This is a genomic window from Candidatus Cloacimonas sp. (assembly GCA_035403355.1).
Classification (GTDB): Bacteria; Cloacimonadota; Cloacimonadia; order Cloacimonadales; family Cloacimonadaceae; genus Cloacimonas.
In genome coordinates this window covers 24,113-39,488 of the sequence record DAONFA010000007.1, presented here as the reverse complement: position 1 = coordinate 39,488, position 15,376 = coordinate 24,113, and the positions used below count along the sequence as shown (strand labels likewise).

Annotated in this window: 9 protein-coding genes; 2 read left to right on the top strand and 7 right to left on the bottom strand. The window is 39.5% G+C overall.

The window, feature by feature from the left end; genetic code table 11:
- Positions 1-262: 262 nt before the first annotated feature.
- From glyA to PLE33_03305, 7 genes are all read right to left on the bottom strand, one after another.
- Positions 263-1,555, bottom strand: a complete 1,293-nt coding sequence (gene glyA / locus PLE33_03335) for a serine hydroxymethyltransferase (protein ID HPS60280.1) — start codon at positions 1,553-1,555, stop codon at positions 263-265.
- On the bottom strand, positions 1,555-1,986 hold the full coding sequence (gene rpiB, locus PLE33_03330) for a ribose 5-phosphate isomerase B (protein ID HPS60279.1): 432 nt from the start codon (positions 1,984-1,986) through the stop codon (positions 1,555-1,557). The genes glyA and rpiB overlap by 1 nt, the downstream gene beginning before the upstream one ends.
- Entirely contained in the window at positions 1,983-2,891 is a 909-nt protein-coding gene (locus PLE33_03325; GenBank protein HPS60278.1) for a phosphate acyltransferase, read from the bottom strand. Before PLE33_03325 ends, rpiB begins: the two co-directional genes overlap by 4 nt.
- 1 nt (position 2,892) lies before the next feature.
- Positions 2,893-3,795: a phosphate acyltransferase gene (locus PLE33_03320; GenBank protein ID HPS60277.1), complete on the bottom strand. Its 903-nt coding sequence runs from the start codon at positions 3,793-3,795 to the stop codon at positions 2,893-2,895.
- A gap of 453 nt (positions 3,796-4,248) precedes the next feature.
- The gene (locus tag PLE33_03315) at positions 4,249-4,797 is read right to left on the bottom strand and encodes a nitroreductase family protein (GenBank protein HPS60276.1); all 549 of its coding nucleotides are present in this window, start codon (positions 4,795-4,797) and stop codon (positions 4,249-4,251) included.
- Entirely contained in the window at positions 4,779-5,303 is a 525-nt protein-coding gene (locus PLE33_03310) for an NTP transferase domain-containing protein (GenBank protein HPS60275.1), read from the bottom strand. Before PLE33_03310 ends, PLE33_03315 begins: the two co-directional genes overlap by 19 nt.
- Before the next feature lie 26 nt (positions 5,304-5,329).
- Entirely contained in the window at positions 5,330-6,778 is a 1,449-nt protein-coding gene (locus tag PLE33_03305) for a pyridoxal-phosphate dependent enzyme (protein HPS60274.1), read from the bottom strand.
- A 745-nt stretch (positions 6,779-7,523) separates the two neighbouring features.
- Here PLE33_03305 and PLE33_03300 point away from each other — a divergent pair.
- Together PLE33_03300 and PLE33_03295 are read left to right on the top strand one after the other, a co-directional pair.
- Entirely contained in the window at positions 7,524-11,315 is a 3,792-nt protein-coding gene (locus tag PLE33_03300; protein ID HPS60273.1) for a C25 family cysteine peptidase, read from the top strand.
- Between the two features lie 113 nt (positions 11,316-11,428).
- The gene (locus PLE33_03295) at positions 11,429-15,115 is read left to right on the top strand and encodes a C25 family cysteine peptidase (protein ID HPS60272.1); all 3,687 of its coding nucleotides are present in this window, start codon (positions 11,429-11,431) and stop codon (positions 15,113-15,115) included.
- The last annotated feature ends 261 nt before the right edge of the window (positions 15,116-15,376 follow it).

Sequence of the window (15,376 nt, the reverse complement as noted above, 5' to 3'; positions counted from 1 at the left end):
AACGGGTTAACGGGTTAACGGGTTAACGGGTTAACGGGTTAACGGGTTAACGGGTTAACGGGTGAACAGGTTAACAGGTTAACAAGTGAACGGGTGAAGGGAAATCCGTTAAAACGTTTTTTTTTGTTGCTTGCATAAATTTCTCCGGAGTCAATTTTTACAATCCTGTATTCCATAAAATCTGCACTATCCGCGAAATCTAATTGAAACATAGCGTAGAAAGTCCTTAGCTATCGTGTAATCGGAGGATAGCGTCCTCCGATTACAGTTCAGGATAAAGGGGAAATTTATCCGTTAAGGAATGAACTTCTGTCTTCATTTCTTGCAAGTATTCTTCGTTATCAATATGCTCGTAAACTCGTTTAATAAAATCGGCAATCTGTTCCATTTCCGCTTTTCCCATTCCACGAGTTGTTACAGCAGGAGTTCCTAAACGAATTCCAGAGGCGACAAAAGGACTTCTGGTATCAAAAGGAACGGTATTTTTATTTGCAGTAATTCCTGCTTTATCAAGTGCTTCTTCCATTTTCTTGCCACTGGGACTGCCATTAATTTCAGGTCCCAAATCAATTAACATCAAATGAGTATCCGTTCCTCCGGAAACAAGTTTAAAACCGTTTTTAATTAAAGCGTTGGCTAATGCCTCAGCATTTTCTACAACCTTTTGCTGATAGATTTTAAATTCCGGTTGTAGCGCTTCTTGAAAAGCAACTGCTTTGGCAGCAATAATATGCATTAAAGGACCGCCTTGCACACCAGGGAAAACTTTGCTATCCACTTCCTTGGCATATTCTTCTTTACATAAAATAAGCCCGGCACGCGGTCCCCGCAATGTCTTATGAGTTGTGGAAGTAACAATATCAGCATAAGGAACCGGGCTTTGATGTAAACCGACGGCTACAAGTCCTGCAATATGAGCCATATCCACCATAAGCTTAGCTCCAACTTTATCAGCAATTTCACGAAATCTGGCAAAATCCAGTTTCCGGGGATAGGCAGAAGCACCAGCTAAAATCATTTGTGGTTTATGTTCCAAAGCCAATGCTTCCAGTTCATCATAATCCAATTGTTCGGTTTCTTTATTAACAGCGTAAGGAACAATATTATATAGCTGACCGCTGAAAGAAAGAGGATGACCATGGGTTAAATGTCCCCCATGAGAAAGTTCCAAAGCCATAACTGTGTCCCCTGGTTTAACAAGGGTAAAATAGGCAGCCATATTTGCCTGCGAACCGCTATGGGGTTGAACATTAGCATGGTCAGCTCCAAAAATTTGTTTTGCCCGCTCAATGGCTAAGCGTTCGGCATCGTTGATAAATTCACAGCCGCCATAATATCTTCCATAAAGGTTGTAATTAATAGCACCGGTTTTTTTGCTCCAACGGTAGGGATAACCTTCAGCATATTTATTGGTCATCACACATCCCTGGGTTTCCAAAACCGCCAGGGAAGTAAAATTCTCGCTGGCAATCAGTTCCAGATTTTCACGCTCTCTTTTCAGTTCATTCATAATGGCAGCGTAAATTTCGGGATCGGTTTTTTGAATGTGGTTCATTACCTTTCTCCTTGATGTATTTTATTAATTCTATTTATATGTCTTCCGCCTTCAAAAGGAGTATTTAGCCAGGTTTTGGTAATTTCTATGGCATAAGGAATGGCTGTAAATCTGCCTGCCAAAACCAAAATATTAGCATCATTATGCTTTCTTGAAAGTCGAGCTATATCTGTATTTCCGCATAAAGCAGCTCTAATACCTGAAACCTTATTGGCAGTTATGCTCATTCCTATACCGCTGCCGCAAATTAGGATACCCTTATCACATTTTCCTTCTGCAACAGCTCTGGCTGCAGGAAAACCCGTATCGGGATAATCCATACTTTCATTACTGTTTGTGCCAAAATCCGCAAATTCTAATTCGGGAAAGGCACTTTTTATTGCTTCTTTCATTTCATAGCCGGCATGGTCTGCTGCAATAGCTATTTTCATTTTTCCTCCGCCATTAAACAAGATAGGGCAATGCAGTAATATTTGGATTTTTCACTTTCACTACGGCTCATAACTATAACTGGTTTAGTCGTTCCACAAATTAGCCCTGCTAATTCTCCCTCTCCAAAAAGCATTAGCCCTTTATAAAAACTGTTAGCGCTTTCCAGATTGGGGAAAATAAGGATATCAGCATCACCTGCTAAAGGACTTTGAATTCCTTTGATAGCCAGGGACTCGGGATCGCAGGCAAGAAAAATATCCATCGGACCGTCCACAAGGCAATTCTTTATTTGACCCCTCTCTGCCATTTTGCATAAAAGAGCATAATCCAGGGTCTCTTGCATAGAAGGCATCACTTTTTCGGTAGCGGATATTAAAGCCACTTTCGGTTTCTCAATACCAAAACGCCTTGCCATAGCAACACTGTAATTAATCATCGCTATTTTCTGATCCAAATCGGGGTTTATAAGCACAGCCGTATCACTAACAAAAAGCAGTTTACGGTATTTGGGAATCTCCAAAGCGCAGGTATAACTCATCACTGCTTTGGGGGGTAAAAGCCCCTGTTCTTTATCCAGAACTGCTTTCAGGAAAGTATCAGTTCCTACCAGTCCTTTCATTAAAACATCAGCTTCATTGTTACGCACCATTCTAACTGCTTCTTTAACAGCTTTAGCCGGCTCGGTTATATTTATTATTTCTAATCGGTTAAGAGCTATATCCGAAGGAATTAGTTCCCTTATTTTTATTGCATTTCCAATAAGATATGGAACAATGAAACCTTCTTGAACAGCGTTCAAAATAGCATTTATAGTGTTATTATCTTCAGCAACGGCAACGGCAATGCGGGTTTTTTTACCGCTGTTCTTAGCTTTTTCAGCAAGTTCTTTAAGTTTGGTAATCATTTTATGCCAGCATAGCCGCTAAAGCTATAGAGTATAATTTACTGCGTTCACTATCACCCCGGGAAGTTAAAACACAGGGAACCCGCGCTCCCATAACTATAGCTCCCAATTCGCTTTTTGCCAATTTGATGATAGTTTTATAAAAGGTGTTACCGGATTCAATATTAGGAAAAAGAATGCAATCCGCATCTCCGCAAACGGGACTATCTACACCTTTAATAAGAGCACTTTCTCTATCCAGAATCATATCCAACCCCAAAGGACCTTCAATTAAAGCACCTTTAATCTGACCTCGCTGTGCCATTTTTGCAATAATTGCAGCTTCAGCAGAAGAAGTAATTTTGGGCAAGGTCTGTTCACTGGCTGAAAGCAGACCCACTTTAGGGGTTTCAATTCCTAAAATGTGAGCGGTCTTAATCAAGTAATTGGTGATGGCAATTTTCTGATTTAAATCCGGCAGGGGTATAATAGCTACATCACCAACAATTAATAACTTATGGTAGTGCTTAGATTCGGTAACCGTTACATGAGATAAAATCGCCCCGGCATCCATCAATCCGCATTCCTTATTTAAAATTGCCTTCATATAGCGGTCGGTGGAAAGAAGCCCTTTCATCAAAAAATCGCCTTCTCCCTTATTTATCATTTCAACAGCTAAGGCAGCGGACTTAACATCGTTAGCACAATGAACAATGTGCAATTTTGAACAATCCAGATGATGTTCTTCACAAACGGAAAGTATCTTTTTTTCATCTCCCACTATGGTAGCATCAATAAGACCCATCTCTACTGCTGTGTAAGCTGCCCTGATGGTATGTGAATCAACACCCCAGGCAGCTACTAAACGCTTTTTGGGCATAGTAGCTAAAACATCGAACATTTGGTCAAGTTTGCTAATTTGCATAGTTTTTTGTCCTTTATATTTATAATTTTATTGCTTTTCTCATTTCTCTGCCAATTTCATTCTCTTACAGGATAACCTCCCTAAGCCGTAATTACAAGCTTTAGCAAAGCCAATCTCGTAACAGACACATCCTGTCCTGTTCCGTCACATATAAGATATCCTTTTAAAACCATCTTGTTTTTCCTGCGCAAGTAAAAAATATCCTTTTTAGTGACTCCTGCAAAAGCACTAATCAACTTATATAACTATATGTACTTAGGCAAATTACCCTTATTTCAATTATGCTAAAAACCGTTTATAATCTTGAAGTTAATAATTCCCGATTTTGTCAAGTTTTTGTTTTGCCCTAAAAAATGAGGAGGGAATAAAAGGGTAGTGATTTCCTCTTTACTATAGGCAACACAGTTCATTTATTCAATTTGCCGAATCGGTCTTCGCTAACCGGAAAAATATTCACATAAAACGAACTATTTCTTCCAGGGGTTTTCTCTGGCTACTTTTAGCAAGTCCACTAATCGTTTTAGAATAGAACCCCTTTTTTTCTTTGGGATAACCCAAGGGAGCCATAGCTACAATTTTCCATTGCGTAGGAAGTTGCAGATAGTTCCTTAGTTTTTTTTCAGAAAAAGCAGCCAGCCAGCAACTCTCAATACCATAGCTGCGTGCATATAACAATAACTGATGGAAGGAAATAGCAGTATCTACCAGATAATAATCCTGTCCGTTGATGTTAATATTATCTTTAAGATCAGCACAGGCAATAATTAAACACGGTGCCTGACGAATAAAGAAATTGGAAAGTCCAATCAATCCGCAGTTTACAGCCAATTTCCGAATTTTGGCATTTTCCGTAAATACTATATATCGCCAGGGCTGACGATTTTGAGTAGAAGGCGCTAATCTCCCCGCCTGCAGTATATCACTTAAAATCTCCATTGCAATGGGTTCGGGCAAAAAATCCCGCACACTGTGCCTGTCAAAAATCAATTCTTGGGCATCCATAAGCTTAAATCCTCTCGGGTATTAACATTTTTTAAGATACCGTCATCTTCAACCGGAACATCATAAAGCGGCAATCCAGAATTCCGGATAATATATTTCAGTCCCTGTTGGTTATCGTCATTATCCAAATTTATGCAGGCAGGAATCAAAATCGGGTGTCCTCTTTTATTTTTATAAATCGGACGAATAACAGCATTGGGGTTTTGCCGATGTTCTTGCATAAGAGCAACTACCGTTTGAGGTTTTACAAAGGGAAAATCTACTGGAAACACAAGGTAGCCGCTATTCTCCTGACTTTTTTTCAGCTCGTTAACTGCCCTTATCAAAGTAGATAGCATATCGGATGTATCTTGATATTGAGCAATAAAAACATCTGCCATTCCTGCCTCTAAGAGAATTTCCTGCAAATGGACTAAAAAGCTTTTACCTTGAATTTGCATTTCCGCTTTAGGTAAACCGCAACGCTTTCCCTTCCCGGAAGCCAGAATTATAGCCGTAACCTTCATCAGCTAACTTATTTTCTCTAAGCTCTTTATGCTAAGCTGTTAAATTCCTCAATTGCCTTATCCAATTCATCCAAATTGGTTTCAAAGGTCTCTCGCCAATATTCAGGTTCCCATTGTTGCATAATTTCCTGATATGTTTTGCCTTGCTGTTCTACCCAAGTATAGTATTTCAAATTATGAATTCTTTTTTTATCCCGATAGCTTAATTCCAGTAAATTATCGTAACTTTGTGCATTAAGAACTGATTCTCTATCTATAGCTGCCTGCATTTCTGTGTAATTGCCTTTTAATGCTTTTTGTTCCTGTAAACGGGATTGATACATTTCAGCGCTGTCCGTAAAAATAGTAATGATAACATCGTCTTCAGTGTATTCAAAATATTTTGCCATCTTAATGGCAGCCAGTAGATTACAGATAGAGGAAATACCCAAAAGCGATAGCTTATCTGCTACTTGGGGAACAATTCCCTCTTTCTTTAAATAGTTAATCCCCTCAGCTTCATTGAATAAGCGCAATAACCTCATACAATCTTCATCTCTGATTGCGCTTACAATATCTGTATTACGCACATTATGAACCCAGGGAATATGTTTATCGCCAATACCCTCAATCCGATGACCACCAAAACCGTTCATTAACAAAGTAGGACATTCCCAAGCTTCAGAAGCATTTATTTTCAGCAGCGGATAGTGTTTTTTCAAAAAGTCCCCGGCAGCTATGGTTCCTGCACTTCCTGTGGCACTAACATACCCGCTTAAACAATTGCCGGGTTTTTTCACTTGTTCAAACACCTCATAAATAGCATTACCGGTAAGATGATAATGCCAGAAAGAATTGCCAAATTCATCAAACTGGTTCAAAATCACATAACTTGGATCGGAACGCAGTTCTGCACATTTATCGTATATTTCTTTCACATTGGATTCACAACCTGGAGTAGCAAAAACTTCGGCTCCAATATCCCGCAACCAGTCAAATCGTTCTTTGCTCATTTCTTCAGGTAAAATAGCCACTGCCGGACATGCTAAAAGGGCACAGTCAAAAGCACCACCTCTACAATAATTTCCCGTTGAGGGCCACACGGCTTTATGAATTTCAGGATCAAAGGTGCCGGAAACCAAACGCGGAATCAGACAGCCATAAGCTGCTCCAACTTTATGAGCTCCTGTAGGAAAATATTTACCGACTAAACCAATAATTCTGGCTTTTACTCCAGAAAGCTCGGAAGGTATTTCCAGGTAATTGGGTTTGCCGAAAAGCCCGGTTTTTACATCATTTTTCCAGGTGATGCGAAATAAATTAAGGGGATTGATATCCCAAAGCCCGATTGGCTTTAGCTTTTCCTTTATCTCTTCCGGAATTGTATCCGGAAACATTTGCTGACGGAGCGTAGGAAGAATTATTCCTCTATCCTTGCAGCGCCTTGCATTTTTTTTGGCTATTATCGGGTCAATTTTAGTAATCAGTTTGGGCATTTATATCTCCTTGAATGTTCTGCAATATAAAACCAAAAATAAAAGAAGGTTTTTTTGTAAAGGAATTTGCTTCCTGCCCTATTCAAAGAAAGCAGAAAGCTTAGGGCTGAGAGCGGAGGGCGAAGGGCTTTTGGAAACCGGGAAAGTAACAAGAAAAATAACTCAGAGCTTACCTTTTACGAGGGGCTTTTTTGTACCGGCGCTCGCTGTAGCGCCGAATAAAAACGGCGGAACGGCGTCCGCCGGTACAAAGAACTGCGTTCGCTGGCTACATAAGTTATCCAAGACCTATTAAATCTCTTAAAATCACTTCAATCCTGTTCATCCCAGACCTATTAAATCCTCTTAATCCTTCAATCCTAAAATCCTTGTTTCAAAAATCTGTGTTATCCGTGTAATCTGTGAGAGAAAAAAAAGCGGAGGTCTTTACCACTCCTCATATCCTTCCCATATCGTTCCGGTATCGTTCCCGTATCGTGATACGGGAATGTTATGCGGGTTACCCTATCATTATATCTTCAGTAATAAAGAAAATGCATTGCAGGTTAAAGCCCGGTAACAAAAACGCAATAGCTTGGTTGTAAGCTGAACTGCAAGAACAACTTTCATTCAACAACAAAAAAATAAATGCCTGGTCAAGATGTAGCAGCTTAATTTTTTTCCTTCTTTCGGCTTCAAATTTGCATATATTATAATTGAGAAAGTAAAAAGAAAGAACAATGAGAATAAAATAGAGGGAGAAGTAATGAAGAAGATTTCTTTCATACTCTTACTGGTATTTACTTCAGCATTATTAATGGCTGCAAGTGGAACCATCAAATTACAGGACAACCCGGCAAAAGTTCAATTGCTGGAAAAAAGTGACACCGGGCTTTCTATTCGGTATGCTGTGGATGAATTTCAATTTAAAGAAATCAACACCAAAGAAGGCATATTTACGGAACTCAATGCGGTAAATTTTACGACTACAAATATTACCGGTTTACCTGCTCTGCCTTTAATGCGACAACTGATAAATGTTCCTTTAGGGGCAACTGTTTCTGCCGGTTTTATCAGCAGCAGTTCCAAAATTATCAATTTAACAAATCAGGGGATTGTTTATCCTTTGATGCCGCGTCAGGAATCCGTTTCCAAATCGGCGGATATTACTCAATTACCTTTTGAAGTGAACAGGGATTTCTATAATAATAATACCTGGACCGATTATCCTTCTATAAAGGTGACAGAAATCGGAATGATGAGAGGTACCAGAATTTTTGCGGTTGATTTTGTACCTGTAAAATACAATCCCGCTCTCCAACAGATAGAGGTTATTTACAATGCGGAAGTGAAAGTTACTTTCAGCGGTGCGGATTATTCAGCTACGAGAGAATTACAGGCAAAAACATATTCTTCTGCTTTTACAAGTGTATTTACCCAAACAATTATTAATTACGATGAACCGCGTTCATCTTTACTGCGTTATCCTATTGGCTATGTAATTATTTTACCGGATAATTTTATAGCTCCGATGCAACCTTTTATTGACTGGAAAAAACAAGAGGGCTATAATGTGATTGTAGCTCCTACATCTGTAACAGGAAATACTGCCAGCAACATAAAAACCTATATGCAGAATTTATGGAATGCCGCTACAACGGAAAATCCTGCTCCTTCCTATCTTCTAATTGTAGGTGATGTTGCCCAGGTTCCTTCCAATAGTGGAAGCACAGGTTCTCATCCTACCGATCTTAATTATGTGCGTTTACAGGGAACTGATTATATGCCGGAACTGTATTTCGGCAGATTTTCCGCTACTTCTGTAGCTGAAGTTACCAATCAGGTTAATAAAACCCTGATGCATGAACAATACACTATGCCCAGCGATGCTTATTTAAGTGAAGTAGTTATGATTGCGGGTGTGGATAGCTATTACAGTACCACCCATGCAAATGGACAGATAAATTATGGAACAAATAATTATTTTAATACTGCTCATAATATTACAAGCCACACCTATCTTTATCCTTCATCCGGAAGTTCCGAATCGGCTATCGTTCAAAACCTGTCCAATGGCGTTGGCTATGCTAATTATACCGCTCATGGAGATGTAACTTACTGGTATGACCCCAATATCACGATTAGCAATGTAAACTCTTTGCAAAATACCAATAAATATAGTTTTGTAGTGGGAAATTGCTGCTTAACCAGTAAATTTGACGATTCAATATGCTTCGCGGAAGCTTGGCTACGGGCTACAAATAAAGGTGCTGTCATTTATATTGGCGGAACCAACAGCACTTATTGGGATGAGGATTATTATTGGGGAGTTGGTTATAAACCCCCGATAGTAGGAACTGGTTCTCCTTTTGTAGCAGGTCATACAGGCGCTTACGATGCTCTCTTTCATGACCATAATGAACCCTTTGCCGATTGGGCTGGAAATGCAGGCAGTATGGTTTTTATGGGAAATATGGCAGTTGTTCAAGCCAATAGCTCCCGGATCAATTATTACTGGGAAATTTATTCCATTATGGGTGATCCTTCTTTAGTTCCCTATCTGGGAATTCCGGCTCAAAATGCTTACACTCCTCCCGCACAAATGTTTTTAGGTTTTAGCAGTATGGATATTCAAACCGATCCTTACAGCTATGTAGCTCTTTCAATGAATAATGAATTGCATGGAGTTGGTTTAGCTGATGCCAGCGGTAATTTAACTTTGAATTATACTCCTTTTACTGAACCCGGAATAGCAAAACTTGTAATAACCCGTTCTTTGCGTAAGCCCTTAATTGCCAATATTGAAGTTATCCCCAATGAGGGACCCTATGTTACTGCCGGCACTTTGGAATTAAACGATGGAAATAATAATATCGCTGAAGCCGGTGATAACATAAATATCTCTTTGCTTTTCAATAATGTAGGCATTGAAACCGCCGCTAATTTAACTGCCACTTTAACCTGTGACAGCCCCTATATCACTTTAAATAATGCTGTTGTTTCCCTTCCCGAAATTACTTCCGGAAGCAGTATCAATCAAGCAAATGCATTTAATATCAGTATTTTGCCCAATGTTCCGGATCAGCATCTTGCCAATTTTGTGATTACTGTTAGCAATGGTGAAGATAGTTGGGAAACTCAACGCAATTTAACAATCAATGCTCCCAATGTCGTTTTCGGAAATCACACTTTGTTTGATAGCGATAGCGATGGAGTTTATGAACCGGGTGAAACGGTTACTGTTTCTCTATCTATTTCCAATACCGGGCATATGAATGTGGATGGAGGCACTTTAACGGTTATTCTCAATAGCCCTTATGCCACTTTGGATTATTATAGTTTTATCATCCCTCCACTTACCGCAGGAAATGGAATACCAATTGTCCTGCATTTGGCTATCAATCAGGATTGCCCGGAAGATATAGTTATACCTATCGGTTTTGCTATGGATGCTGGAATTCAGCTGTTGAATCATAATATTATGATCCCTGTAGGAATTGTAGGTGAGAGTTTTGAAAGCGGAACTTTTACGGCTCTACCGTGGATAAATAACAGCACCAATCCCTGGATTATTGTGAATGGCTCCACTAATGTGCATTTTGGTAATTATGCAGTAAAATCCGGAACTACATCTAATAATAATACTACTACTTTACAAATATCTATGGATGCAGCTGCCGAGGGAAACATTTCCTTCTGGCGTAGAGTTAGCAGTGAAGCAAATTATGATTTTCTAAAATTCTATATAGATAATACTGAAACGGATTCCTGGAGCGGTGAAATCGGTTGGTCGGAAGTAATTTATCCTGTAGCTGCCGGCAATCATACCTACAAATGGACCTATTCCAAGGATATATCTCAAGCATCAGGTAATGATTGTGCCTGGCTGGATGATATTCGTTTCCCCGGAATGGGAATTTTGGAAACGGCTCTATTCTATACTTCCACCTCAGAAATTGTCTTTAACAATGTTCTTCCTGAAGCTGTTGTAACTGCCAATTTTGCTTTGCGCAATTTGGGTAACATTGCTATGCAGGGATTTATTACTACTCCCGGGGAATTCGAACTAAGCCAGAACGGTAGTGCTTTGCCCGCTAACTTTGCCTATCAGATTGAAGCCGGGCAAACAGCAACCTTCACTTTAACTTACGCTGCCGGAACTACTGTAACGGAAATTCATACCAATCTGCAAATTACAACAAACGATCCACTGCATTCCACTGTTCTAATTCCTGTGAATCTAAACCCTGTTGCTAATGAAGATAATACTGAGATCCCTCTGGTAACGGCTCTGCAAAAGAACTATCCTAATCCTTTCAATCCTGAAACAACTATCCGCTATTCTTTAAGTAATAACGGACCTGTTAAAATTCAGATTTATAACATCAAGGGTCAGTTAATTCGCAACCTGGTGAATGAAAATAAGAAAGCGGGAAATTACACTGTTATCTGGAATGGCAAAGACGAACAGGGTAAAAGTGTTTCCAGCGGCATCTATTTTTACAGGATGCAAAGCAGTAAATATTCTGCTACTCAAAAAATGATGCTAATGAAATAAATAGAGGTTATGGCAGGCATCCTCTTTTTAGGGATGCCTGCTGATACAGAAAAGAGAGTTTTAAAAATGATTGCTTATTTTTACCTTTATTCAGTAAATAAAAGAAGGAAACTATGAAAAAGACCTTATTCTTTATAGTATTGCTGTTGAGTTTTATAGCTCTATCAGCCGAACAAATTGTCGTTAGCCAATATCCTGATGATATTCGCTTAGTTAACAGCAATCCTGCCAATATGGAACTGGAATTTACTCTGGGTAGTTTTTATCGCGAACCCGTTACTATAAATGGAGAGCAGTGGTATAATTTGAATCTTAAAAAAGAAGGGATAACCTTAGAAAAAGGATTACCTCAAGTTCCTGTTTTAGCCAGGAGCTTAATTATTCCTTCCACCGCAGCTATGCATCTTAATATTACCAAAAGTGAATTTGTAGATTTAGTTATGCCGGTGGCTCCTTCCAAAGGAAACTTAACCCGTGATATTGATCCTGCCACCATTCCCTATACTTTTGCAGATTTCTATCAAAGCGGAGAAAGTTACCCTGCGGAAATTGCTTACTTAACTGAACCCTTTATTTTGCGTGATTATCGCGGCATAACTGTTCGGTTGCAACCTTTTGTATATTATCCTGCTACCAGAACTTTGCGCATCTACACAAAGATTAATCTCTCTGTGCAGGCACAGGGCACTGATTTCAATAATGCTCTTTTAACCCCGAAATCTTCTTACAGCAGCTATTTTGAAAGTATTTACCTGGATATGTTTATCAACTTCGGCTCTGCCAAATATCCTTCTCTGAATGAAGAAGGCAGAATCCTGGTAATAAAAAACAGTATGTTTGATGCTGCTCTTCAACCCTGGGTTACCTGGAAAAGACAGCTTGGTTTTACTGTAGATGTTGTGGATGTTACGGAAGCAGGTTCTACTGCTGCCAATATCAAAACCTACATTCAAAATCAGTATGATCTGAATAATGGCTTAATGTTTGTGCAACTTATCGGTGATGCACCTCAAGTTCCAACTCTTACTTATTCCGGTGGTGGAAGTGATCCTTCTTATGCACTTTTGGCAGGAAATGATAACTACTACGATATCTTTGTCGGTCGTTTTTCTGCTCAGACAGTAGCTGAATTGGAAACTCAAATTGCCCGCAGCATATATTATGAAAGAGATATAACTGCTGGAGCTGACTGGTTGGCAAAAGCAATCGGAATTGCCTCTGCTGAAGGTGGAAGCGGACAAGGGGATATGAGTGAAAGTGATATTGTGCATATGAATAATATTCGCACAGACCTGCTTAATTATGGATACACTTTGGTTGACCAAATTTACGATCCTGGTGCCTCGGCTGCCCAAGTGACCAGTTCTGTGAATTCCGGTAAAGGATTTATCAATTATTGTGGTCACGGTGCTGATACATATTGGGTAACCACAAATTTCAACAATAGCAATGCGAATGCTCTAACTAACGATTATATGCTGCCTTTGATTGTTTCTGTTGCCTGTGTGAACGGTAATTTTGTTAGCCAAACCTGCTTTGCCGAAGCATGGATGCGCTCTGTAAATGAAACTACTAATGCTCCTGCGGGTGCAATTGCCTTTTGGGGTTCTACCATAAATCAGAGTTGGGCTCCTCCAATGCGCGCTCAGGATGAAGTAACAGATCTTTTGGTTGGAAATATGAAACATCGGGTAGGCAGTTTGCTTTTTAACGGTGCCCATAAAATGCTGGAGGTCTATAGCAGCCAGGGTCTTGCCGATGCCAGAACCTGGACTATTTTCGGAGATGCCTCTTTAATGGTTCGCACTAAAAATCCTCAAGTAATAACTGCTACTTGCGATCCGGTTATCTTATTAGGGATGACTGTTTTTAATGTTCAAACCGTTCCTTTTGCCCGGATTACTTTAACAGCCAACGGAGTAGTTTTTGGAAAGGGAACTGCCGATGCAACCGGTAATTGTGTTATAAACTTGGATGTTATTCCCGATCAACCGATGGATTTAACTTTAACTATTTCCGCTTTTGATTATCAAACCTACATCCAAATCATTCAGGTTCTGCCCAGCACCGGACCTTATTTAATGGTAGAAGCAACCAATTTCAGCGATAATAATGATAATGTTTTTACAACGGGTGAAACCGTTCTTTTAAATGTTAACATTTCCAATATCGGTAGTGATATTGCCTCCGGAATCACTGTTAATATATCTTCCGATGATCCATATATTACTATCCTGAATAATAATCTCAGCATTGCTGAAATAGCCAATGGCACAACGGGAACTGCTGAAGCTTTTCAAATTCAGCTTTCCAATGTCGTTCCTGATGAACATACAGTAGAACTGAATATAACGATTACTACCTCCGATGCTGAAACTTTTACTGATGACTGCAGTTTCATTGCTTATGCCCCGAATATTACATGGGGTCCTTTACAGATAAATGACAGCACAGGAAATGACAACGGTCGTATTGATGCCGGCGAAAATGTTACTATTACTTTTAATGTAACCAATTCCGGGCATTGTGACGCTGCCAATATATCCACAACTTTGATTGTAAATGGAGTGTATCATTTACTTTCCCCTGTTATTTCAACTATTGAAAATCTACCTGTAAATCAAACCGGTCAGATGATTTATAATATAACCTTCAGTTCACAAATTCCAATGGGCACTTCGGTTCAGCTTACTGCAATGACTATGTTTGGTGAATATCTGAGCGTGCATACCTATACTATTGTAGTAGGAATAGTAATGGAGAATTTTGATTTCGGTTTCAGTAGCTTCCCATGGCAGTTTCAAGGCGGAAACTGGACTATTTCTCAGGATAGTTTTAATGGTTCTATGGCTGCCAAATCACCTGCCATTACGAACAACTCCAGCACTTCTATAAGCATTACTTATCAGTGCCCTCAGGCAGGTGAAATATCTTTCTGGAAAAAGGTCTCCTCTGAGCCCAGTAGCGATTTCCTGAAGTTTTATATCAATGGAGAGATGAAATTCCAATGGAGTGGAACTGACGATTTTTGGAGCCAGGTTACCTATCCTGTTACTGTTGGTACTAATGTTTTTAAATGGGAATATGTTAAAGACACAGGAATGTCTCAAGGCAGCGATTGTGCCTGGCTTGATGATATAATTTTCCCCAGCACGGGTGAACAAATAGGAAATCCTGTATTTGTAACTGATTCAGAATTTGTAAACTTTGGTGAAGTTGTAGTCAATAATATCGTTTCCTTACCTGTTACAATTTGTAATTGCGGAACTGCTTCAATGCTGGGAACTATAACTATTGATGCACCTTTCTTTATAGGAGAAATAACTTTACCTACTTGTTACTTGGAATACACAATCCCGGCTAATGGATCCTTCACTTTTAATGTGAATTTCCAACCCCTGGAAAACATTGAGTATTCAGGAACCCTAACAATAAACTCCGATGACCCTAATGCTTTAGTAAATACTATTCCCGTATATGGAACCGGTCAACCTGTTGCCAATGAAGACCCGGTTATCACTGCGATAACTTCATTAAAAGGTTGCTATCCTAATCCCTTTAACCCTGAAACAACAATCAGATTCAGCGTGAAGGATAAAACCCCGGTAGAATTGAATATCTATAATATCTTGGGACAAAAAGTCCGGACTTTAATTAATAAACCTCTGGAAGCAGGTGAACATACCGTTGTCTGGAATGGAACGGATAATAGGGATCACTCTGTTGCCAGTGGGATATATTTTTATAGAATGAAAGCCGGAAATTATACCGAGACCAAGAAAATGATCCTGAAAAAGTGAGGACCGGGGTCTTGAGGTCTTGAGGGCTTGAGGTCTTGAGGGCGAGAGGTCTTGAGGACGAGAGGTCGAGAGGTCTTGAGGTCGAGAGGTCTTGAGGTCGAGAGGTTTTTGAGGTCGAGAGGTCTTGAAGTTAAAATAAAATAAAGCGAGCGGAGCTCAATGCAGCTCCGCTTTTTTTCTGGAAAAAAATCGGTTTTTCGTCATTTCCTGGATACCTACCTAATATAGTTTTCATCTAAAGATTGCATAAATATTTCCCTG

What these genes read in the sequence shown, in the direction of transcription:
- rpiB (HPS60279.1), bottom strand. Translation starts at nt 1,986, where the DNA reads ATGAAAATAGCTATTGCAGCAGACCATGCCGGCTATGAAATGAAAGAA.
- glyA (HPS60280.1), bottom strand. Translation starts at nt 1,555, where the DNA reads ATGAACCACATTCAAAAAACCGATCCCGAAATTTACGCTGCCATTATG.
- PLE33_03320 (HPS60277.1), bottom strand. Translation starts at nt 3,795, where the DNA reads ATGCAAATTAGCAAACTTGACCAAATGTTCGATGTTTTAGCTACTATG.
- PLE33_03300 (HPS60273.1), top strand. Translation starts at nt 7,524, where the DNA reads ATGAAGAAGATTTCTTTCATACTCTTACTGGTATTTACTTCAGCATTA.
- PLE33_03305 (HPS60274.1), bottom strand. Translation starts at nt 6,778, where the DNA reads ATGCCCAAACTGATTACTAAAATTGACCCGATAATAGCCAAAAAAAAT.
- PLE33_03315 (HPS60276.1), bottom strand. Translation starts at nt 4,797, where the DNA reads ATGGATGCCCAAGAATTGATTTTTGACAGGCACAGTGTGCGGGATTTT.
- PLE33_03310 (HPS60275.1), bottom strand. Translation starts at nt 5,303, where the DNA reads ATGAAGGTTACGGCTATAATTCTGGCTTCCGGGAAGGGAAAGCGTTGC.
- PLE33_03325 (HPS60278.1), bottom strand. Translation starts at nt 2,891, where the DNA reads ATGATTACCAAACTTAAAGAACTTGCTGAAAAAGCTAAGAACAGCGGT.
- PLE33_03295 (HPS60272.1), top strand. Translation starts at nt 11,429, where the DNA reads ATGAAAAAGACCTTATTCTTTATAGTATTGCTGTTGAGTTTTATAGCT.